Consider the following 22672-nt stretch of genomic DNA (forward strand, 5'->3'; position numbering starts at 1 on the left):
CCTGCATTTTGCAACCGTAAATTATCAGCCTTAATCCAAATTACCTGCCAGAAAATACTAAAAACCCATTTCTTTACAGCGAAAGACACCTATATCACGGGGCGGTCTTTCAGCGCACATGTCGTTGGTGGTAGCCTTCGCGCCCGTAAATTCTCTTTGATGTTTTTTTAACAGATAAATGGTCTAAAGATGCCCACATCATAAGTGGATTATTGCATTTGGGATCACGATCACTGATAGATTCATAACTAGAATGTATCTTTCCGCCCGCCAATAGTTACGGGCAAAAATTATTAAAAAACCGTCACTGAACGAATTTCATATTACCGTCAGGCACTTTTTCATCGGATTTGACTAAAAACCTGACAATTCGCTTCCTCCAGGAGATACAGATGGAAACCACTCAAACCAGCACCGTTGCTTCGATTGAATCCCGAAGTGGTTGGCGCAAAACGGATACCATGTGGATGCTTGGCCTTTACGGCACGGCAATCGGCGCTGGTGTACTGTTCCTTCCTATCAACGCAGGCGTCGGCGGTCTGATTCCGCTGATCATTATGGCTATCATTGCTTTCCCGATGACCTTCTTTGCACACCGCGGTCTGACCCGCTTCGTGCTGTCCGGTAAAAACCCGGGTGAAGACATCACTGAAGTGGTTGAAGAGCATTTCGGCGTGGGCGCAGGTAAACTGATTACCCTGCTCTACTTCTTCGCGATTTACCCTATCCTGCTGGTTTACAGCGTGGCGATCACCAACACCGTTGAAAGCTTCATGCTGCACCAGCTGCACATGACGCCACCACCGCGTGCCATCCTGTCTCTGATCCTGATTGTCGGCATGATGACCATCGTGCGCTTCGGTGAGCAGATGATTGTGAAAGCGATGAGCGTACTGGTGTTCCCGTTTGTGGCCGCACTGATGCTGCTGGCCTGCTACCTGATCCCACAGTGGAACGGTGCAGCGCTGGAAACCCTGTCCCTGAGCAGCGCGTCTGCGACCGGTAACGGCCTGCTGATGACCCTGTGGCTGGCGATCCCGGTTATGGTCTTCTCCTTCAACCACTCTCCTATCATCTCCTCTTTCGCCGTGGCGAAACGTGAAGAGTACGGTGATGGCGCAGAGAAGAAGTGCTCCAGCATTCTGGCACGCGCTCACGTCATGATGGTGCTGACCGTTATGTTCTTCGTCTTCAGCTGCGTACTGAGCCTCTCCCCGGCGGACCTGGCGGCAGCGAAAGAGCAGAACATCTCTATTCTGTCTTACCTGGCGAACCACTTTAACGCACCGCTGATTGCGTGGATGGCACCGATCATCGCGATGATCGCCATCACCAAATCCTTCCTGGGCCACTACCTGGGCGCACGTGAAGGCTTCAACGGTATGGTGATTAAATCTCTGCGCGGTAAAGGCAAGAGCATTGAAATCAACAAGCTGAACAAAATCACTGCACTGTTCATGCTGCTCACCACCTGGGCGGTAGCGACGCTGAACCCAAGCATCCTGGGCATGATTGAAACCCTGGGCGGCCCGGTCATCGCGATGATTCTGTTCCTGATGCCGATGTACGCGATTCAGAAAGTCCCGGCTATGCGTAAGTACAGCGGTCATGTCAGCAACGTCTTTGTGGTTATCATGGGGCTTATCGCTATCTCTGCGATCTTCTACTCCCTGTACACCATGTTCTGATTCTCACCCGCGCCGTCCCCGGACGGCGCACGCCCTCCTCTCTGACTGAAAGCAATGGACGCATCATGATTAGCGTATTCGATATTTTCAAAATCGGTATTGGTCCTTCCAGCTCTCACACCGTCGGACCGATGAAAGCCGGTAAGCAGTTCACGGATGACTTGATTGCACGCGGCATTTTGCACGACGTCACCCGCGTGGTTGTCGATGTATACGGCTCGCTTTCCCTGACCGGGAAAGGCCACCACACCGATATCGCCATTATCATGGGCCTGGCGGGAAACCTGCCGGACACCGTTGATATTGATGCGATCCCTGGCTTTATCCAGGACGTGAACACCCACGGGCGCCTGCTGCTGGCGAACGGCGAGCATGAGGTTGAATTCCCGGTTGACCATTGCATGAATTTCCATGCGGACAACCTGTCGCTGCACGAAAACGGTATGCGCATCACCGCGCTGGCCGGCGACAAAGCGGTATACAGCCAGACTTATTACTCTATCGGCGGCGGTTTTATCGTCGACGAAGACCACTTTGGTCAAACCAACACCTCTTCTGTCGAGGTGCCGTATCCGTACAAAACGGCGGCAGACCTCCAGCGCCACTGCCAGGAGACGGGCCTTTCCCTCTCCGGTCTGATGATGAAAAACGAGCTGGCGCTGCACAGCAAAGAGGAGCTGGAACAGCACTTCGCTAACGTCTGGGATGTGATGCGCGGCGGTATTGAGCGCGGGATCACCACCGAAGGCGTTCTGCCGGGCAAGCTTCGCGTACCGCGTCGTGCGGCAGCGCTGCGCCGTATGCTGGTGAGCACCGACAAAACGACAACGGACCCGATGGCCGTGGTGGACTGGATCAACATGTTTGCCCTGGCGGTAAACGAAGAAAACGCCGCAGGGGGCCGTGTGGTCACCGCACCGACCAACGGTGCCTGCGGCATCGTTCCGGCGGTACTGGCGTACTACGACAAGTTTATCCGTGAAGTGAATGCGAACTCGCTGGCGCGCTACCTGCTGGTGGCCAGTGCGATTGGTTCTCTATATAAGATGAACGCCTCCATTTCCGGTGCGGAAGTGGGCTGTCAGGGTGAAGTCGGCGTGGCGTGCTCCATGGCGGCAGCGGGTCTGGCGGAGCTCTTGGGCGCAAGCCCGGCGCAGGTGTGCATTGCTGCGGAAATCGGCATGGAACACAACCTGGGGCTGACCTGTGACCCGGTTGCTGGCCAGGTACAGGTGCCGTGTATCGAGCGTAACGCGATTGCCTCCGTGAAGGCGGTGAACGCGGCGCGTATGGCGCTGCGCCGCACCAGCGAACCGCGCGTCTGTCTCGATAAGGTTATCGAGACCATGTACGAAACCGGTAAAGATATGAACGCCAAATACCGCGAAACCTCTCGCGGCGGCCTGGCGATGAAGATCGTAACCTGCGATTAAGCCTCTCAGGAAGCCTCGTTTTGCGAGGCTTCTTCCTGTTTTCCCCACCATTCATAGTTTCATGCTGCTGACAGTGTTACCCTTCATGCATTAGATAGAAGGGAGATTATCTGTGGCCGTTCATTTACTTATCGTCGATGCACTTAACCTGATTCGCCGTATCCATGCGGTACAGGGGACGCCTTGTAAAGACACCTGCCTGCACGCGCTGGAACAGCTTATCCGCCACAGTGAACCCACCCATGCGGTCGCGGTATTTGATGACGAAGCCCGAAATACGGGCTGGCGGCACCAGCGTCTGCCCGACTACAAAGCAGGACGCGCACCGATGCCGGACGATCTTCACGCCGAATTGCCCATGCTGCGCGCCGCATTTGAACAGCGGGGCGTCCCCTGCTGGGGCGCACAGGGAAATGAAGCCGACGATCTCGCGGCCACCCTGGCCGTAAAGGTGGCGAGTGCCGGGCATCAGGCCACGATCGTTTCAACGGACAAAGGCTACTGCCAGCTGCTCTCCCCCACTATCCGCATTCGCGACTATTTTCAAAAACGCTGGCTGGATGCGCCGTTCATTGCCAGCGAATTTGGCGTATCGCCTGAGCAACTGCCGGATTACTGGGGCCTGGCAGGGATCAGCAGTTCTAAAGTACCGGGAGTGGCCGGGATTGGGCCGAAGAGCGCCGCGCAGTTGCTGACCGATTTTCAGAGTCTGGAAGGCATTTACGCCCGTCTGGATGAGGTGCCAGAAAAATGGCGCAAGAAGCTGGAGGCGCATAAAGAGATGGCGTTTATCTGCCGGGAAATCGCAACGCTACAGACGGATTTACAGCTGGACGGGAATTTACAGCAGTTAAGGTTAGAACGTTAAAACGACGACACGGTTTTGTAGGCCCGGTGAGCGCAGCGCCACCGGGCAAAACAAAGCACGTATTAGCGCTCGTCGCGACGCCCGCCTACGGCCGCCCACCAGCGACGAATATGCACCGTCACCTCTTCGCGGTCGTGATACAGCTGACGCGCCTGGATCTCCACATTAATCCCGTGTTCGTCCATCTGCTCCTGAATGTAGGCCAGGTTCTGCGACACTTCCTCATAGCGCTTTTTCATCGGCAGCTTGAGGTTGAAAATGGTCTCGCGACACCAGCCGTTTACCAGCCAGGAGGCCATCAGCGCGGCCACTTTCGCCGGTTTCTCAACCATGTCGCACACCATCCATGAGATGTTGTTACGGTTCGGGCGATAGCGGAAGCCGTCTTCACGCAGCCAGGTGACCTGCCCGGTGTCCATCAGGCTTTGCGCCATCGGACCGTTATCGACGGACGATACCCACATATTGCGTTTCACCAGCTGATAGGTCCAGCCGCCCGGGCACGCGCCGAGATCGACGGCGTACATGCCGTTTGCCAGACGCTCATCCCACTCATCCGCCGGGATAAAGACGTGGAACGCCTCTTCCAGCTTGAGCGTGGAACGGCTTGGCGCATCGGCCGGAAAGCGCAGACGCGGGATGCCCATAAAGAAAGGAGAGTTGTTGGTGGTGTACGAATAGCCCGTATAGCAGCAGCCCGGTGCGATAAAGAAGATATGCACCACCGGACGCTTCGGCGTTTCGTAGTTCGTCAGCACGCCCGCATCACGCAACGCCGCACGCAGCGGAACGGTGAACTTACGGCAGAATTTCATCAACTCTTTACTTTCGTTGGTATCCGCCACTTCAACGCGCAGATCGCCGCCCTTCTCCACCACGCCCTGCAGCATGCCGACAATGGGGGTGATGCGGTCTTCCGGGGGAAGATCCTTCAGCAACTCACCCGCGACAAACATCTGGCGCGCAAAGATCAGCGAGCTGAACGGCAGCTCGCGTGCCAGCTTATCCGCATCTTCAGGCTGATAGCATTCAAAAACCACGTAACCCGCGTTTTCTTTTACGCGAGCAAAGCCGAAGATTTCGCGCTTCGCCGCTTTATCGGTAATTTCCGCGGCGCACTCTTTCTCAAACCCCGGGCGACAATATAAAACAACCTTATTCATGAACAACGCCCTTGCGTTTCAGACGGATAGCTCCGATAAACATTAATACCCAACCCGCCAGGAAGCTGACGCCGCCGACAGGTGTAACAAACGCCCACAGGCGTAAATGCGAAAGTGCCAGACAGTAGAGGCTGCCGCTAAAAAGCACCGTGCCCAGCGCCAGGAAGACGCTGCTCCAGTAAAACCAGATGCTGATACGGCGCTGCATCGCCACCGCCAGCCCAAAGATCGCCAGCGTATGGAACGCCTGATATTCAAGGCCGGTCTGGATCCAGCCCATCTCTACAGCGCCCAACGACTTGCTTAAGACATGTGCGCCGAAGGCGCCCAGTGCAACAAAAATAAAGCCACTCACCGCGGCAAAAATCAGCATGAATCGGCTGGTCATGTTTAAGTCCTGAATTAATGCGTGCCCGGCACACAAACGTTATTGTTCATACCTGAAGCGGAATTTTTCTTGCTCGCTTGCCGCTTTCGCCAGTATCCACTGCCGGAAGGCGGCTATTTTACCCAGTTCTGCCTGACTGTCATGACAAACCAGATAAAACGCATTCTTGCTGACCAGTACATCATTAAAAGGGCAGACCAGGCGACCTGCCTCGATTTCGGACTGCGCCATGACGTTGTTCGCCAACGCCACGCCCTGCCCGTGAATGGCAGCCTGTAACACCATCGCACTGTGGCTAAAGATGGGTCCCTGCTGCACGTTTATATGAGTAAGACCTAATTGACGGGTATAAGTTTGCCAGTCGCGTCGAGAGGCATCATGTAAAAGCGTATGCTGCGCCAGGTCAGCGGGGGACTTCAGCGCCTTGTCACCCGTTAACAGCAGGGGAGAACAGACCGGCAGGAGATATTCTGCGTATAATTTCTCAACACGCAAGCCCGGCCAGTTACCGCGACCATAAAAAATCGCGACGTCCACGTCATCGGCCAGCTTGTCTTCCTGACGATCCACGGCCTGGATTCGAACGTCTATCCCCGGATAAGCTGAGTTAAAGCTTGAGAGTCTTGGCACCAGCCACTGAATGGCAAAACTGGGCAATAAACTGACAGTCAGGGCACCTTTTGCACTGCGGGCCTGTAGCTTACGCGTGGCTTCAGTGAGCTGCGAAAAAATCTCTTTAATATCCTGAAAATAGCTCTGCCCCTCTTCGGTCAACAGCAACGAGCGGTTGCGTCGACGAAACAGCTTAAGGCCCAGAAAATCCTCCAGAGACTTGATTTGGTGACTTACTGCGGCCTGTGTCACAAAAAGCTCATCGGCTGCGCGGGTGAAGCTCAGGTGACGTGCTGCTGCATCAAAAACACGTAATGCGTTGAGGGGGGGCAATCGCTTTGACATGGTTATCTGGCTTAGATGTTAACGGAATTTAACAAATAGGAAACAACGTTTAACCTATTAGTTTTTTTTATCTGAGCCATTATAATTTGTCCGTTGAGGAACTACCAGCAAATACCTATAGTGGCGGCACTTCCTGAGCCGGAACGAAGAGCTTTTTTCGGAATGCGTGTTCTGAAGGGCTTTTGGCTTACGGTTGTGATGTTGTGTTGTTGTGTTTGCAATTGGTCTGCGATTCAGACCACGGTAGCAACGCTACCAATTTTTCACTTCCTGTACATTTACCCTGTCTGTCCATAGTGATTAATGTAGCACCGCCAATTTGCGGTGCTTTTTTTTCGCCTGCGATCGGTTAATGCTCGATCTCTTTCATCTCTTTCACGTCCGTGCGGTTGATCTGCTGCTTGTTCCCGTTAGCATCTTTGTACGAAATCATCCCGGTATCGTTATCGGTTGTCGGTTTCCCTTCCGAAACGATGGAACGACCATCGTTGGTGTGCATCACGTAGTTGTTACCGGAACAGGCGCTCAGGGCAAAAGTAAACGCACAGGCAGAGATGATTGCAGCTGTCTTATTCATGATTATTCTCCTTTAGCAATTAATGCTATTCAAACCTCGATTTATAACAGGCTAAAACATCCGCCTAACACTATTTAGCATAACCTGCTTTTTTGGGGTCATCAGGATAAGCAGACAATTCCGATAGATATCAACCTCCTTGCCCTGCCGCTGAAATTGCGCGACGATCGTGATATTGAAATGAGGAATCCCATGAACGCTTTCAGTCCTGCGCAGTTCCGCGCACAGTTTCCGGCGCTGGCCGATGCCGGTATTTATCTGGACAGTGCCGCCACCGCCCTCAAGCCACAGGCGGTCATTGACGCCACGCAGCAGTTCTACAGCCTGAGCGCCGGGAACGTGCATCGCAGCCAGTTTGCCGAAGCGCAGCGATTAACCGCGCGCTATGAAGCGGCGCGCGATCGGGTTGCGCACCTGATCAATGCCGAAAGCGGGAAGAGCATCGTCTGGACGCGCGGCACCACCGAGGCCATCAATATGGTGGCCCAGTGCTACGCGCGCCCGCTGCTTCAGCCGGGCGATGAGATCGTCGTCAGCGAGGCGGAACATCACGCCAACCTGGTACCGTGGCTGATGGTGGCCGAACAAACGGGTGCACGCGTGGTGAAGCTTCCGCTTGGCGCAGACCTTCTGCCCGATGTGGCCCGTCTCCCCGAGTTGATTACCCCCCGCAGCCGCATTCTGGCGCTCGGACAGATGTCCAACGTTACCGGTGGTTGCCCGGACCTGGCTCAGGCTATTCGGATAGCCCATGCCAGCGGGATGGTGGTGATGGTCGACGGCGCGCAGGGCGTGGTGCACTTCCCCGCCGACGTGCAGGCGCTGGATATCGACTTCTATGCCTTCTCAGGGCACAAGCTCTATGGACCAACCGGTATAGGGGCGTTGTATGGCAAGCCGGAACTGCTGGCAAAAATGACGCCGTGGCTCGGGGGCGGCAAGATGATCACCGAAGTGACTTTTGACGGTTTCAAAACGCAGGATGTGCCTTACCGCCTGGAAGCCGGTACGCCGAACGTGGCGGGTGTCATTGGCCTAAGCGCGGCGCTGGAGTGGCTGGCAGAAACAGACGTTGTTCAGGCTGAAAGCTGGAGCCGGGGACTGGCGACGCTGGCAGAGGAAGAACTGAAGAAGCGCCCGGGTTTCCGCTCGTTCCGCGTTCAGGACTCAAGCCTGCTCGCCTTTGATTTTACGGGTGTGCATCACAGCGACATGGTGACGCTGCTGGCCGGGTATGGCATCGCCCTGCGCGCCGGGCAGCACTGCGCGCAGCCGCTGCTGGCGGCGCTCGGCGTGAGCGGTACGCTGCGTGCCTCGTTCGCGCCCTATAACACACAAAGCGATGTTGACGCGCTGGTCGCTGCCGTTGACCGCGCGCTTGAAATACTGGTGGATTAATGACTCACGCTGCTTTAGCCGGACATCCGTTTGGCACCGTCATCACTGAAGAGACGTTAAAACAGACCTTTGCCCCGCTTTCACAGTGGGAAGATAAATATCGCCAGCTGATTCTTCTTGGTAAGCAATTACCGACCCTCTCTGACGATCTCAAGGCGCAGGCGAAAGAGATCGCTGGCTGCGAAAACCGCGTCTGGCTGGGCGTAAGCGTGTCCGGCGAGAAGCTGCACTTCTTCGGCGACAGCGAAGGCCGCATCGTTCGGGGCCTGCTGGCCGTATTGTTGACGGCAGTGGAAGGGAAAAGCGCGGCGGAACTGCTGGCGCACTCGCCGCTGGCGTTATTTGATGAGCTGGGGCTGCGCGCGCAGCTCAGCGCCTCGCGCGGTCAGGGGTTGATCGCGCTCAGCGACGCGGTACTGGACGCCGCCCGTCAGGCTCAGGCCTGACGTTCCGCCTTCGCCATCATCTTCTTCAGGGCGTGAGACACCGCCACAAAGCCGAAGGAAGCGGTCACCATGGTGGCCGCGCCAAAGCCTGAGGCGCAATCCATTCTCTTTGGCCCTTCCGCCGTGCTTTTCATCGCACACACGGAGCCATCCGCCTGCGGGTAGACCAGCGCTTCGGTCGAGAACACGCAGTCAACGCCCAGCTTGCCTTTGCTGTTTTTCACCACGTTAAAGTCGCTTTTCAGGCGTTCACGCAGCTTGGCGGCAAGAGGATCCTGAATGGTTTTCGCCAGATCGGCCACCTGGATCTGCGTCGGATCGATTTGCCCGCCCGCGCCGCCGGTCGTCACCAGTGGGACCTTGTAACGACGACAGTAGGCGATCAGCGCGGCTTTTGGACGCACGCTGTCGATGGCGTCAATCACATAGCTGTAGCCTTTGCTCATGTACTCCGCGACGTTATCTGCCGTCACAAAGTCGTCGATCACCGTCACGCGGCACTCCGGGTTGATCAAACGGATGCGCTCCGCCATGACCTCAGATTTTGCCAGGCCGACGTTATCACGCAGGGCGTGGATTTGACGGTTGGTGTTGGTGACGCACACGTCATCCATATCAATCAGCGTGATTGCGCCAATACCGGTTCTCGCCAGCGCTTCTGCGGCCCACGACCCCACACCACCAATGCCCACGACGCAGACATGCGCATCCGCAAACAGCTGCAGGGCTTTTTCACCATAGAGACGTGCCGTGCCGCCAAAACGCTGGCGCCAGGCATCGCTGATTACCACAGACATAACACCTCAGATGTAAAAAGGGTGAGGTTCTCCTCACCCTGAACAGTAATCCGTATTGCGCTCAGAATACCACAATCAGCCGCTGAATACGTTTCCGGCACCCGGTGCGGCCTTCAGTACCCACACGCGTCCGTAGTGGTTATACCAGCCTGCGCGGTGGCCTGCATCCGGGCCAATGCCCTGATAGATATCGAAGTGCTGACCTTTGATCGCGCCGCCGACGTCCAGCGCCACCATCAGACGCAGCTCATACTGGCCGTTGAACTTGCCATTGTTGTCCAGCAGCGGGACCTCTGCCAGCAGCGTGGTGCCCGCAGGAATAATCGAACGATCCGATGCTACCGACGCACGGCCAATCAGCGGTACCGCGCTCGCCCCTTTCACCGGCGCGAAGTTTTGCGGTTTAAAGAAGACAAACGACGGGTTCTGCTCCAGCAGCTCACGCACCTCGGCCTCGCTGTGCTTTTCGCCCCACTCGCGGATCGCCTGCATCGACATGTCTTCTTTCTTCACTTCGCCGCGGTCGATCAGCACCTTGCCAATACTGCGATAGGCGTGGCCGTTTTTACCGGAATAGCTGAAGAAGTTAAGCGGTGAACCGTCGCCAAAATCAATGTAGCCGCTGCCCTGAACGTCCATGATGAAGTTATCCATCAGGGAATTGCTGTAGGCCAGAACGTAATTTTCACTCAGCGCACCGGCGTAGATTTCGGCGCGCGACGGCAGACGACCGCGTTTTGGCGGCATACGGTAGATAGGATACTGGAATTCGCCCTGACGCGTGTGTCGCGCCTGGATAACCGGGGTGTAGTAGCCGGTAAACTGAACGTTGCCGTAATTATCGGCCCCTTCCATCTGCCAGGCGTCGATACCAAACTGGCGCATGTTGCGCGTATCGCCGCCCGCCCGCAGCCAGTCCTGTACCGCGCTATAAACGTTATTCTGTGCGCTATATAAACGCGGTGACGCGTTGCGGATCTGGTAGACCTGCTCGGAGAAATCACCGGCATTAATCGGTGCGCCGACAGCATCAGGCTGATTAACTAAAGAGAAAGGCTTGGATAACTTCCCGTCTTTATACTGTTGACCGCGATCGGTCGGTTTGGAAGAACAGGCCGCAAGAATCGCTACCATTGCGCCCGCCATCAGATACTTCGCCCAACGTCCTTTCATTCTGTCTCGTCTTTAAGTTGCCCATTTCCGCGTGATGAAGATAACAAACCGCCAGGGCTAATGAAATGCGATCGCATGCCCTTTGGCAAATTTTGCGCAAAAAATAGTCCAAACAGCGCCATGTCGTTCAATTTGCATACAAAATCATGATAAATGTGAAAAAGGGGTTGCATCACAAACCTATCCGAGTATAGTGCGCATCCACGGACGCGGGGTGGAGCAGCCTGGTAGCTCGTCGGGCTCATAACCCGAAGGTCGTCGGTTCAAATCCGGCCCCCGCAACCAATTAAAATTTGATGAAGTATCTTCTACGACAGTAGAAAGACGGACGCGGGGTGGAGCAGCCTGGTAGCTCGTCGGGCTCATAACCCGAAGGTCGTCGGTTCAAATCCGGCCCCCGCAACCAATCAAATTTGAAGAAGTAAGCTTCTACAAGAGTAGAAAGACGGACGCGGGGTGGAGCAGCCTGGTAGCTCGTCGGGCTCATAACCCGAAGGTCGTCGGTTCAAATCCGGCCCCCGCAACCAACACTTCTAAAACAATAAACACCCTTAAGGGTGTTTTTTTGTATCTGTCGTTTGTGAATTTGCCGGGCGTAAACCCGGCCAAAAGATCTACCCGCGCCGCGCCAGCGTCGCCCCGTCAGAGAAATACGCACGAATCCCTGCCAGAATCGACTCCGCCACTTCCTGCTGGAATTTTGCCGTCTTGAGCTTACGCTCCTCTTCCACGTTACTGATAAACGCGGTTTCAACGAGGATGGACGGGATGTCCGGTGCCTTAAGTACTGCAAATCCGGCCTGTTCAACGCTGTTCTTATGCAGCTTATTGATGTTGCCCAGCTTGCCCAGCACCGCTTTACCAAACTTCAGGCTGTCGTTAATGGTCAACGACTGCACCATATCGAACATGGTGTGGTCAACGTAGCGATCGCCGCTTTTGCTCACGCCACCGATCAGGTCCGAGGCGTTCTGGGTGTCCGCCAGGTATCGCGCAGCGGTACTGGTCGCGCCTTTGGTTGAGAGCGCAAACACCGACGAGCCGCTTGGCTGACGGCTGGTAAACGCATCCGCATGGATCGAGACGAACAAATCTGCGCGCTGCTTCTGCGCTTTCGCCACCCGGACCTTCAGCGGAATAAAGACGTCTTCATTGCGCGTCATATAGGCGCGCATATTGCCTTCTTTATCAATCAACGCCTTCAGACGACGGGCAATTTGCAGAACCACGTCTTTTTCACGCGTGCGGTATTTCCCCACCGCGCCGGAGTCTTCGCCGCCGTGGCCTGGATCGAGCATGATCACAATCGGACGATCGCGCCCTGCTTTCCCCGGCTGCGGACCGCTTTGCGCCGGCGGAACCTGACGCTGCAGATCGCCCTTGTTGTAGTCCTCCAGCAGAGCGAGAAGCGGATCCTGAATATCCGTCGCATTGGCCGGGTAGAGATCCATGACCAGGCGCTCTTTGAACGTCGCGACAGGCGCCAGGGCAAACAGCTGCGGCTTCACGTTCTGCTTCAGTTCAAACACCATGCGCACGGTTTGCGGATCGAACTGCCCGACGCGCGCCGATTTAATAAACGGATCGTCGCCGCGGATCTGCGCCGCCATCCCTTTCAGCACGGAGTTGAGGTTAACGCCTTCGAGATCCACCACCACACGTTCCGGGTTGCTGAGGGCAAATTGCTTATATTTCAGCACGCGATTGGATTCGACCGTCACGCGCGTATAGGTCGACGATGGCCAGACGCGCACCGCCACGACCTGACTGGTGGCGGCAAGACCGACCTGACTGACGCTAAGCAACCACATTGCCCCGGCCCCTTTTAACAAACGGCGGCGGCTTATTGCTGAATTGGATCCCGACATGCTTCTCCCGAGCAAGAACACTGATTGATATACAAAATGTCCAGATTGACCGAAAACTTTAACGAATGACGCATAAACTGTCATCTATAAAAGGGTAAACAATCATACGCTAACGCACGGATTACTTATCATTTTCTGTGGGTCGCGGAAAATTTGCGCTTGCACACGCGGCCACAATCGAATAAAAATACAGAAATTACGAATAAACATTCATTAAGGGTTGTGCCATGGTGAAGGAACGTAGAACCGAACTGGTCCAGGGATTCCGCCATTCTGTTCCCTATATCAACGCCCATCGGGGAAAAACGTTTGTCATCATGCTTGGCGGCGAAGCCATTGAGCATGAAAATTTTTCCAGCATCGTCAATGACATTGGCCTGCTGCACAGCCTGGGGATCCGCCTGGTGGTGGTCTATGGCGCGCGCCCACAGATCGACGCCAACCTGGCCGCTCACCACCATGAGCCGATTTACCACAAACATACCCGCGTCACCGATGCCAAAACCCTTGAGCTGGTGAAGCAGGCGGCAGGCCTGCTGCAGCTGGATATTACCGCTCGCCTGTCCATGAGCCTGAACAACACGCCGCTGCAGGGCGCGCATATCAACGTCGTGAGCGGCAACTTCATCATTGCCCAGCCGCTCGGCGTGGACGATGGCGTGGATTACTGCCACAGCGGCCGCATTCGTCGTATTGATGAAGAAGCCATACACCGCCAGCTGGACAGCGGAGCCATCGTCCTGATGGGCCCGGTCGCCGTTTCGGTGACCGGCGAAAGCTTTAACCTCACCTCAGAAGAGATCGCCACGCAGCTGGCGATCAAGCTGAAGGCGGAAAAAATGATTGGGTTCTGCTCCTCCCAGGGCGTCGTGAACGATGAAGGAACGATCGTGCCGGAACTCTTCCCGAATGAAGCCCAGGCCCGCGTGGAGGCGCTGGAAGCCGAAGGCGATTACTACTCCGGCACCGTCCGCTTCCTGCGTGGCGCCGTGAAGGCCTGCCGCAGCGGCGTGCGCCGTAGCCACCTGATCAGCTATCAGGAAGATGGCGCCCTGCTGCAGGAGTTGTTCTCCCGCGACGGTATTGGTACGCAGATTGTCATGGAGAGCGCGGAGCAGATACGCCGCGCCACCATCAACGATATCGGCGGTATTCTGGAACTGATCCGCCCGCTGGAACAGCAGGGTATTCTGGTGCGTCGTTCACGCGAGCAGCTGGAGATGGAGATCGACAAATTCACCATTATTCAGCGCGATAACCTGACCATCGCCTGCGCCGCGCTCTATCCGTTCCCGGAAGAGAAGATCGGTGAAATGGCCTGCGTGGCGGTGCATCCTGATTACCGCAGCTCTTCACGCGGTGAAATGCTGCTTGAGCGCGTGGCGGCACAGGCGCGCCAGATGGGGCTGAGCAAGCTGTTCGTCCTGACGACGCGCAGCATTCACTGGTTCCAGGAGCGCGGGTTCACGCCGGTGGATATTGACTCCCTGCCGGAAACGAAGAAAGAGATGTACAACTATCAGCGCCGTTCAAAAGTGCTGATGGCAGACCTGGGATGATATGACGCCCTCACCGTCCGGCGAGGGCGTTCGTTCAGAGGGACTCAAATATCGCGCCCAGCCCGCTTCGGCGTTCCGTGCGGGTGGCAATCGCCTGCACCAGCACGCGTTCATCCGTATACAGTGACAGGCGCTGACGCGCGCGCGTAATGGCGGTATAGATCAGCTCGCGGGTAATGACGGGGGAAAGCTGCGTGGGCAGGACCAGCGCCGCGTGGATAAACTCGGAGCCCTGGGATTTATGCACCGTCATCGCCCAGGCGGTTTCATGCTCGGGCAAACGGCTGGGCTGGAAAGACTTCACGCTGCCGTCCGGCATCTGGAACCAGACGCGCAGGCCCTGGCCGCAGTCGAGCGCAATCCCGATATCCCCGTTAAACAACCCCAGCGCGCTGTCGTTACGGGAGATCATCACCGGTCGCCCTTCATACCAGCGCGAGTGCGGGGTACGGTTAATTTTGCGTTTTTGCGCCAGCAACTGTTCCAGCCTGTCGTTAAGACCCCGGACACCAAAGGGACCTTCCCTCAGTGCACAGAGCAGCTGATATTCACCAAACGCGGCAATGACCTGCTCCGGCGGACGCTGCTGTTGTACCCCCGTCAGAAAGTGCTGATACCCCTGCAGGGCATCATCCAGCATCGCCTGATACGCCTCCCCGCTTTCCAGCGATTTTTTCTCAATATCCGTAAAGGTTCCGGCAAACACCGCGGAGGTGGCGTGCCTGTCTCCCCGGTTTACGGCCGCCGCAAGCTGGCCGATGCCGGAGTCGCTGCCGAAACGGTAGCTTTTCTGCAGCAGACACAGGCTGTCGCGCAGCGCGCCCGCAAGCGAGTGGCTTTCAGAGGTGAGCGTACATCCGGTGAGACGGGCGAGCTCCTGGGCGCGTTCAGCGGTATACCCCAGGCTGGCATAGGTGCAGATATCGCCCAGTACGGCCCCCGCCTCCACGGAGGCAAGCTGGTCACGATCGCCGAGAAAAATGACGCGCGCGTGCGGCGGTAGCGCATCAATCAAACGCGACATCATCGTCAGGTCAATCATCGACGCCTCATCCACCACCAGCACATCCAGGTGCAGGGGATTACCGGCATGATAGCGCAGACGCTGGCTGCCTGGCTGTGCGCCAAGCAACCGGTGCAGCGTGCTGGCTTCATTGGGGAAAAGCGCAAGCTGATCCCCGGTTAACGGCAGCTTTTGCAGTGCGCCGCCCAACGACTCCGTCAGACGCGCCGCCGCTTTACCGGTGGGGGCCGCCAGGCGAATACGGCACTTTTGCGCACCCGAGAGCTGAATCAGTGCGGCAAGCAGTTTTGCCACGGTGGTCGTTTTCCCGGTGCCCGGACCGCCAGAAATCACCGAGATCCGACGCGTTAAGGCCACGGCAGCCGCCACTTTCTGCCAGTCTGTCGCCTCGTCAGAGGAAAACAGCGTATCCAGCGTTTGCCGGAGGCGCGTTTCATCGCAGGGAAGCGGGGCGTTGGTCTCGCTGAAAAAGCGCGCCACCGTCAGTTCGTTACGCCACAGCCGGTTAAGATACAAACGCTCGCCGACCAGAATCATTGGCGTCCCGGTATCGGCTCCGCTCACGGCAGGCGAACGGCGTAGTATCGCCTGCCAGTCCACGGCATCACCCAGCAGCGCGAAACACGACTGTAAAGCCGGAGGCATTTTCTCATCCACCGCCAGACGCGACAGCGGCAGACATACGTGCCCCTCCCCCGCGTCTTTGCTCAGAATAGCGGCGGCAAGCATGACGGCAGGCTCCTCGCCTGCCACCATCATGGCAAACTGCACGTCCAGGTGGCGCAGTAATCGTTGTTCAACCGCGTCCAGCAGTAGCGCCTGCATCGTCATGCCACCTCCTCCGTGCCTGCAGCAAACAGGTTATCCATTTTTTCAATCAGCTCCACAGCCGGACGCGTGCTAAAGACGCCGGAACGCGGGTCGTTGGCATCCACGCCGCGCAGGAACAGGTAAATCACGCCGCCAAAATGCGCGTCGTAACGGTAATCGGCAATACGATGGCGCAGGTAACGGTGCAGCGCCAGGGTATAAAGCTGGTACTGCAGATCGTAGCGATGCAGTTGCATAGCCGACGCCATCGCCTGTTGGGTATAGGCTTCGCTGTTTTCGCCCAGCCAGTTCGATTTGTAATCCAGCAGGTAGTAGCGCCCGTCGTGGCGGAAAACAAGGTCGATAAAGCCTTTTAGCATCCCCTGCACCTGGCGGAAGTTCAGCGGCGGGCATCCGGCGGATAACGGATCGTACTCGCGGATCAACGCATCAAGCGCCTCGGCCCTGAGCGGGCTGGCGATGGGGAGGTAAAACTCCATCTCCACCTGCTTATCTTTGGCGGTCAACTGGCTAAGCGAGATCCCCTGCGCGGTGAGCGGAGCATGCAGAACCGCGCGGATCCAGTCGGTGAGAACCGGCTGCCATTGCGCGTCGTAACCACCGCTCTGTAACATCTGTAGCACCCACTCTTCGGAAACCGGCTGGGTAAAATCCAGTTCTTCAAACAGGCTGTGCAAAAACGTGCCCGGCGAGGCGCCGCGCGGGAACTGGTGCGGCGTCAGCACCGGCTCAACGGGTACGCTACCGGCGCCTGCGGCATCCACGTCCAGTTTTGGCATCAGATCCTGCGCAATACTCTGCCCGTGCTGCTGTAAGCCGGAGTAGCTGGTAACGCGCCAGTCGTCGGCAATCGTGCGTACCACCCGACGGGCATGGAGATCTGACTTGTGCGGCTCCGGCATGTGCCAGCGGCTGTTGTCGGGCAGCGAAGGAATATGCAGGGCAACATGCTCAGAGCAAAGGGATTCGATGCACTGGCGCAGGCCCGCCGCGTCTTTGGGTTCACCCTGCTGAATAAGCCGCCCCAGCGCGCTCAGATGAAAATCGCTCTCCCCGCTCTTTTCGCCCCGACGCCGGAACAGCGGCGCAACACCCAGGCTGCAGTGCCAGACCGAGCGGGTTAGCGCCACATAGAGCAGGCGTAAATCTTCCGCCAGACGTTCGGCCTCTGCCAGCTCAACGCTGGACTCCGCGTTGCTGAGATCGAGCACCGCCTCAAAAGACTCGCGATCGTGGTAAAAAGCCTGATCCTGCACGCGGTAATTGGCGATAAACGGCAGCCAGACCAGCGGATATTCCAGGCCTTTCGACTTGTGGATGGTGACGATCTGCACCAGATGTTTATCACTCTCGAGGCGCATCTGCTGGCTGGACGAATTGCTGTTCGGATCGGCAATCTGCTGCGCCAGCCAGCGCACCAGGGCGTGCTCGCTCTCCAGCTGCGTACCCGCTTCCTGCAAGAGTTCGCTGATGTGCAAAATATCAGTTAGCCGCCGCTCCCCGCCTGCGGTAGCCAGCATATTCTCCGCAATGTGGCGCTGAGCCATGAGCTCGCGCACCATCGCCATCACGCCGCGCTTCTGCCATCTTTCCCGGTAGTGGACAAATTCCTCCACCACAGCATCCCACGCGGCTTCGTCATTGTTGAGGGTATCAATATCGCGCGCGTTCAGTCCGAGCATCGCGCTGGCTAATGCGCTGCGCAGCGTGCTTTCCCGCTCCGGGGCCAGCACGGCCTGCAGCAGCCATAACATCTCCTGCGCCTCAAGCGTTTCAAAGATGCTGTCACGGTTCGAGAGGTAGACGGAGGGGATATTCAGTAACGTCAGGGCGTCGCGGATGAATGCGGCCTCCTGACGGCTGCGCACCAGCACCGTAATATCCGATGCCTTTACCGGGGTGGGGTTATCCCCCTTCCACAGCAGCGCCTCGCCCCGCGCCCCGGCACTGAGCCAGTCACGGATTTGCGCGGCACAGTGCTGGGCCATGGCATTTTGATAGTCGGCAACGCCACAGCCTTCCCCATCCAGCAGCCAGAAGTTCATGGCAGGCTGCGTCACGCCGTTAAACTCGAAGCGCAGCGAGGCATTTTTCGGGGCAAATTTTACCGGCTGAAACGGGATCTCCCGGAACATAAACGCCGTATCCATACGGCTAAACAACGCGTTGACGCTTTCCACCATGCCGGGAGAGGAGCGCCAGTTAGTATCGAGCGTGTAGTGCGCATCAACCTCGCTGCGAGCCTTCATATAGGTGAAAATATCCGCACCGCGGAAGGCGTAGATGGCCTGTTTCGGATCGCCGATTAACAACAGCGCGGTGTCGGGCTGCTGGCGCCAGATACGGCGGAAAATGCGGTACTGCTGAGGGTCGGTGTCCTGAAATTCGTCAATCATCGCGACCGGGAAGCGGGTGCGAATCGCGGCGGCAAGCGCTTCGCCATTTTCACTGCACAGCGCCGCATCCAGGCGGCTCAGCATATCGTCGAAACCCAGTTCACCCCGGCGGCGTTTCTCGCGCGCCACGGCTTCACGAATTTCGGTCATGGCGCGGGTGATCATCAGATCGTTGAGCGTGAGAGGCTCCGCCAGCAGGGTTTCAATCGCCACAAACAGGGGATGCTCAGGCACAATGCCGTCGGTTTTGGTCCGCTCAGCCAGGAAACGTTGGGAGAATTTCTCCAGCGCGTCCGGGAGCTGATAGCCTCGCGTCTCTTCCTGCGCCCAGGCGCTGATCTTATCGATCCATTTTCCCTGATTGCCACGGTTGAACTTGCGACGGTCAATCCCGGAATTTTCGATAATGGCGTCAATCTCGCCGACTGACTCCATCCATTTTTGCTTGATATCCGCAATTTTCGCGATGATTTTTTCATGCCGTGAGGCCAGAGTTTCATCTGCCGGCGGCGGGGATTTAATGACCGGCGCTTCCCCCTGCAGATAACGATCGATCGCGCGCAGCAGCGCTTCCGGGCCTTTCCAGAGCGCATGTACCGCTTCGGCGATATCACGCTGTAAGGGGTAGCAGTGGCGACGCCAGAAATCCGCGCAGGCCTGATAGCGAAGCACGGACTCATCTTCAATGAGCTGCTGTTCGAACAGCATACCGGACTCGAACGCATTCAGGCTCAGCATGCGCTGGCAAAAACCGTGAATGGTAAAGACGGACGCTTCATCCATCTGCCGTTCAGCGAGCAGCAGCCACTGGGCGGCCTGCTGCTTATCGGCAATCTCTTCCAGAAGGCTGGCGTAGAGGGGGTTATCCGTGCTCTGACGCAGACAGGCAATGCGCAGCTCGTGGATGTTGGTACGAATACGGCCCCGCAGCTCTGCGGTAGCGGCCTCGGTGAAGGTGACCACCAGCAGCTCTTCCACGCTCAAAGGACGTGGAAAAGCAGCGTTGCCGCCAAGCCCTAACAGCAGGCGCAGATAGAGGGCGGCAATGGTGAAGGTTTTTCCCGTTCCCGCTGAGGCTTCAATCAATCGTTCACCCTGCAGAGGTAAACGTAAGGGATCAAGGGACTCAGCGGTATCGGTCATTCTTTCTTACTCCAGGGCATAGATTGCTGCAGCGCGCTGACGCTCTTCCAGACTTTCCAGCCTTTCGGGTTTACGTACTCCGTTTTCCCGTTCTGGCTACCGGAAACCTGAGACAGGATGGTTATTCCCTGCGGCTTAATAACCGCCTGATGGAAGAAGTCGGCAACCTTCTGCGGCGTCAGCTGTTTTATCTCGGCCACTACTTTATCACGCGAATCAAATTTCAGATTACCGCGATCGAAATCTTTGCTCAGTTGCGAGGCTTCTTCACCCAGCGTCTGCGGCGGCTGCATCACCTGCGCGATGACGGCCTGCTGGATCTGGGCAAACTCTTCCGGCTTCATGGCGCGCAGTTTTGCTTCCACCTGCGGGAAGAAGGCCTGGTAACGCTGCCAGAGATACGCCGGTTGTTTATCGCTGCTTTGCAGCAGGAAACCCAGCCCCCACTGACGACCGACGTTCATGGAGAAGGCAAACACCGCGTAGCCAAGCTGCTCCTCTGTGCGTAACTGGTTATAGAACCACGGCTGAATAATCTGTCCCAGCACGGCGCTCTGCGCTGAACTGGCGAATTCATCATAGCCCGTTGGCACAAAGACCGCGGCCAGCGCGGAATCCGTGCTGTTGCCCGCCTTTTCAAAAATCACATTCTGTTTTTTCTCAACCAGCACGTCCTGGTTGCGGCACCACTCGTCGCCTTTAGAGCCGAGCTGAGTGCGAACATTCTCCGCCAGGGTTTTGGCCTGCTCCTCACTCATGTTGCCGACGATCAGGAACTCCGGACGCGTGTTGGTTTTCAGCGCATCGCGGTACGCGAGCACGTCTTTTAAGGAGATGGAAGGCAGCAGCGCGCGGCGATCCTCACGCTGGAAATAAGGAACCTGCGACAGCATTTGCGCCGGCATAAGCGCCAGATCGTAAGCCTTGCCCTTCTCGGCAGAATCCATCATCTGGGCATACCAGGATTTAGCCTGCTCAAGCTGCTCCTCCGTCGGCGTGTAGCTGAAGTAGCCCTCCAGCAGAGCCTGGAACAGCTGAGGCAAGCGCTGGGTATAGCCGTTTGCATTAAGCATCAAACCGTTATTGGCGTTGGTGGAGAAGCTGATCCCGCCCACGGCGGCCTGGTTGCTGAGCTGATCGAGCGCGATACCGGCGAGATAGTCATTGAGCGCGAACATCACCTGATTTTTGGCGCTGTTCATGGCTTTCGGGTTACGCAGCACCACGCTGACATCGGCTTTAGGCTCACTGGCGAAATAGCGGCTTGGGGTATACACGACGCGCAGCGTGGGCTCATCAATAATGAGCTCCGGGTGCGGGTAATCTTTCGTCGTTTTGATCAGCGAGAAGTCATCCGGAATATAGGGGTTCAGCTCCGGCAGCTTCAACGCAATCTCCCCGGCCTTTTTCTGCCAGTCGGCGAAGGTCTGAGCGCTGATTTTATCCACCTGATAAGGGGCATCGACAAAATACGCCGTCTTGTTATGCGGTTCGTTCGGGCTGATGTACCAGATGCGGGCATTCTCCGGCGTCATCATCGCCAGGCGAGCTTTTACCGCCCCGGCATCGTACCGGTCGGCAATATTCACCGCGTCGAGAGTATGTTCCACCGGCACGCGGATCATGGTATCCGCCAGCCACTCCACATAGTCCATGTCGCGGGTGATGGACGGGTAACGGAAATCGAGATCCAGCACGTGCGCGAGTTCATCAAAATAGCGCTTATCGACGCCTTTCTCGCGCAGCAAAGCGAGGTAGCTAAAGATAGCCGCCACGACTTCATCGCGGTTGGCCTGTCCTTTGTCGGTCAGCGTCGCGGAGATCGCCAGCACGCCGCTATTGCCGTTCACAACCGGATCGGAGTCGGCGCGAATGCCTTCCGCCAGCCCCTGCTTTTGCAGCCAGTCAGACAGCGTACCCGGGCTACGATTACCAATCAGGTAGGTGACCAGCTCATCGGTTTTACTGCGAAACTGTGCCGTGTTGTTATCAATGCGGAATTCCACGCGCAGCACTTTGCGCGGCATAGCAGGAACGTAGTGGATCACGATGCCTTTTTGCGCATCCGTGACCACCGGAACGGTGATTTGCGGCAGGTCGATATTTTTATTCGGCACCCGGCCAAAGGTTTTGGCCGCCATGGCTGCCAGCTCTGGCAACGGTTTATTGCTGTAGATGACCGCCTTCATCAGGTTGGCGGAGTAGTATTTATCGCGAAACGCGTGCAGGGCATCCAGCACCGGGCTGTTCGGTTTGTCGCTCAAGGTTTCCAGGTTACCCCCGGAGAAGCGCGAGCCCGGGTGCGCAGGGTTGATGGTTTCGGCGCTGACCTGCGCCATGCGCATACCGTCTCGGGTGCGGGCCATGGTCAGCTCGGCATTCACCGCATTGCGTTCACGCTCGGCGTATTTTTTATCCAGCAACGGCGCGGCGATGGAATCAGCGAGGCGATCGACCGCCCCTTCCAGCGCATCATTTTCGACTTCGAGATAAAAGGCGGTGCGGTACGGCGCCGTACTGGCATTGTGGCTGCCGCCATGCATCTTCAGAAATTCGGACAGGCTATCTGGCTGCGGGTATTTTTTTGACCCCATCAGCGTCATATGTTCCAGATAGTGTGCAAGCCCAGGATGAGCGTCAGGATCTTCCAGCGACCCAACCGGCACCACTAATGCCGACAGGGATTTCACCGCCTGCGGGTCGGAAACCAGCAGCACGGTCATCCCGTTATCAAGGCGAATAGCCTGATATTGACGGGTATCCTTTTCGCTCTTACGGATAGTTTCCTGAACGGGTTGCCAACCGGAGTCTGCGTGAGTGACGGGCGCCCAAAGGGCAATAAACAAAACAAACGCTTTAAACAAGGTGCTGCCTGGCATTACGACCTCTTTATCACGGCTACATCATTAACAAACTGCGTGCTGGACACGCCAACATCTCTTTCTTTGGGTACATCAGTCCGT

16 protein-coding genes and 3 tRNA genes are annotated in these 22672 nt (G+C 56.9%); 9 read left to right on the forward strand and 10 right to left on the reverse strand.

Annotated features, from left to right (window positions below):
• Positions 1-392 precede the first annotated feature (392 nt).
• The 3 genes from ACMWJS_RS08770 to xni all read left to right on the forward strand — a co-directional run bounded on the left by ACMWJS_RS08770 (position 393) and on the right by xni (position 3989).
• Entirely contained in the window at positions 393-1688 is a 1296-nt protein-coding gene (locus tag ACMWJS_RS08770) for an HAAAP family serine/threonine permease (protein ID WP_045908466.1), read from the forward strand.
• Positions 1689-1753: 65 nt separating this feature from the next.
• The gene (gene sdaB, locus ACMWJS_RS08775; RefSeq protein ID WP_414746956.1) at positions 1754-3121 is read left to right on the forward strand and encodes an L-serine ammonia-lyase II; all 1368 of its coding nucleotides are present in this window, start codon (positions 1754-1756) and stop codon (positions 3119-3121) included.
• Between the two features lie 112 nt (positions 3122-3233).
• The gene (gene xni, locus ACMWJS_RS08780; protein ID WP_021241892.1) at positions 3234-3989 is read left to right on the forward strand and encodes a flap endonuclease Xni; all 756 of its coding nucleotides are present in this window, start codon (positions 3234-3236) and stop codon (positions 3987-3989) included.
• 62 nt (positions 3990-4051) lie between these two features.
• Here xni and rlmM read toward each other — a convergent pair whose 3' ends face one another.
• From rlmM to ACMWJS_RS08800, 4 genes are all read right to left on the reverse strand, one after another.
• Positions 4052-5152 carry a 23S rRNA (cytidine(2498)-2'-O)-methyltransferase RlmM gene (gene rlmM / locus ACMWJS_RS08785; RefSeq protein ID WP_048029185.1) on the reverse strand — a complete coding sequence of 367 codons (1101 nt, stop codon included), beginning with the start codon at positions 5150-5152 and terminating at the stop codon, positions 4052-4054.
• Positions 5145-5540, reverse strand: a complete 396-nt coding sequence (locus ACMWJS_RS08790; protein ID WP_008499646.1) for a DUF423 domain-containing protein — start codon at positions 5538-5540, stop codon at positions 5145-5147. Before ACMWJS_RS08790 ends, rlmM begins: the two co-directional genes overlap by 8 nt.
• Positions 5541-5579: 39 nt before the next feature.
• Entirely contained in the window at positions 5580-6497 is a 918-nt protein-coding gene (gene gcvA / locus ACMWJS_RS08795) for a glycine cleavage system transcriptional regulator GcvA (RefSeq protein WP_008499647.1), read from the reverse strand.
• Positions 6498-6846: 349 nt separating this feature from the next.
• The gene (locus ACMWJS_RS08800; protein ID WP_008499648.1) at positions 6847-7074 is read right to left on the reverse strand and encodes a YgdI/YgdR family lipoprotein; all 228 of its coding nucleotides are present in this window, start codon (positions 7072-7074) and stop codon (positions 6847-6849) included.
• 192 nt (positions 7075-7266) lie between these two features.
• On the opposite strand from ACMWJS_RS08800, the gene csdA reads away from it, so the two are divergent.
• Positions 7267-8472, forward strand: a complete 1206-nt coding sequence (gene csdA / locus ACMWJS_RS08805; RefSeq protein ID WP_048029183.1) for a cysteine desulfurase CsdA — start codon at positions 7267-7269, stop codon at positions 8470-8472.
• The gene (gene csdE, locus ACMWJS_RS08810) at positions 8472-8918 is read left to right on the forward strand and encodes a cysteine desulfurase sulfur acceptor subunit CsdE (RefSeq protein WP_045908462.1); all 447 of its coding nucleotides are present in this window, start codon (positions 8472-8474) and stop codon (positions 8916-8918) included. The genes csdA and csdE overlap by 1 nt, the downstream gene beginning before the upstream one ends.
• Here the strand turns inward: csdE and tcdA are convergent.
• Together tcdA and mltA are read right to left on the reverse strand one after the other, a co-directional pair.
• Positions 8909-9715 carry a tRNA cyclic N6-threonylcarbamoyladenosine(37) synthase TcdA gene (gene tcdA / locus ACMWJS_RS08815; protein ID WP_006811804.1) on the reverse strand — a complete coding sequence of 269 codons (807 nt, stop codon included), beginning with the start codon at positions 9713-9715 and terminating at the stop codon, positions 8909-8911. The genes csdE and tcdA overlap by 10 nt on opposite strands.
• A 75-nt stretch (positions 9716-9790) precedes the next feature.
• On the reverse strand, positions 9791-10888 hold the full coding sequence (mltA, locus tag ACMWJS_RS08820; protein ID WP_414746957.1) for a murein transglycosylase A: 1098 nt from the start codon (positions 10886-10888) through the stop codon (positions 9791-9793).
• Positions 10889-11096: 208 nt separating this feature from the next.
• On the opposite strand from mltA, the gene ACMWJS_RS08825 reads away from it, so the two are divergent.
• The 3 genes from ACMWJS_RS08825 to ACMWJS_RS08835 all read left to right on the forward strand — a co-directional run bounded on the left by ACMWJS_RS08825 (position 11097) and on the right by ACMWJS_RS08835 (position 11415).
• Positions 11097-11173 (forward strand) — tRNA-Met (locus tag ACMWJS_RS08825).
• Positions 11174-11217: 44 nt separating this feature from the next.
• Positions 11218-11294, forward strand: a tRNA-Met gene (locus ACMWJS_RS08830).
• Positions 11295-11338: 44 nt separating this feature from the next.
• Positions 11339-11415, forward strand: a tRNA-Met gene (locus ACMWJS_RS08835).
• Between the two features lie 87 nt (positions 11416-11502).
• Here the strand turns inward: ACMWJS_RS08835 and amiC are convergent.
• Positions 11503-12756, reverse strand: a complete 1254-nt coding sequence (amiC, locus tag ACMWJS_RS08840) for an N-acetylmuramoyl-L-alanine amidase AmiC (protein ID WP_021242006.1) — start codon at positions 12754-12756, stop codon at positions 11503-11505.
• A gap of 227 nt (positions 12757-12983) precedes the next feature.
• Between amiC and argA the strand changes: the two genes are divergently transcribed.
• Positions 12984-14315, forward strand: a complete 1332-nt coding sequence (gene argA / locus ACMWJS_RS08845) for an amino-acid N-acetyltransferase (RefSeq protein ID WP_023294467.1) — start codon at positions 12984-12986, stop codon at positions 14313-14315.
• A 34-nt stretch (positions 14316-14349) separates the two neighbouring features.
• Here argA and recD read toward each other — a convergent pair whose 3' ends face one another.
• The 3 genes from recD to ptrA are packed head-to-tail and all read right to left on the reverse strand — an operon-like array spanning position 14350 to position 22588.
• The gene (gene recD / locus ACMWJS_RS08850; RefSeq protein ID WP_414746958.1) at positions 14350-16170 is read right to left on the reverse strand and encodes an exodeoxyribonuclease V subunit alpha; all 1821 of its coding nucleotides are present in this window, start codon (positions 16168-16170) and stop codon (positions 14350-14352) included.
• Positions 16167-19709 carry an exodeoxyribonuclease V subunit beta gene (recB, locus tag ACMWJS_RS08855; protein ID WP_414746959.1) on the reverse strand — a complete coding sequence of 1181 codons (3543 nt, stop codon included), beginning with the start codon at positions 19707-19709 and terminating at the stop codon, positions 16167-16169. Before recB ends, recD begins: the two co-directional genes overlap by 4 nt.
• Positions 19706-22588 (reverse strand): pitrilysin, encoded by a 2883-nt coding sequence (ptrA, locus tag ACMWJS_RS08860; RefSeq protein WP_069720008.1) that lies wholly within the window; start codon positions 22586-22588, stop codon positions 19706-19708. The genes recB and ptrA overlap by 4 nt, the downstream gene beginning before the upstream one ends.
• Positions 22589-22672 lie beyond the last annotated feature (84 nt).

It is taken from the genome of Enterobacter sp. HK-058-C-ECC (genome assembly GCF_047531125.1).
Lineage (GTDB): Bacteria > Pseudomonadota > Gammaproteobacteria > Enterobacterales > Enterobacteriaceae > Enterobacter > Enterobacter quasiroggenkampii.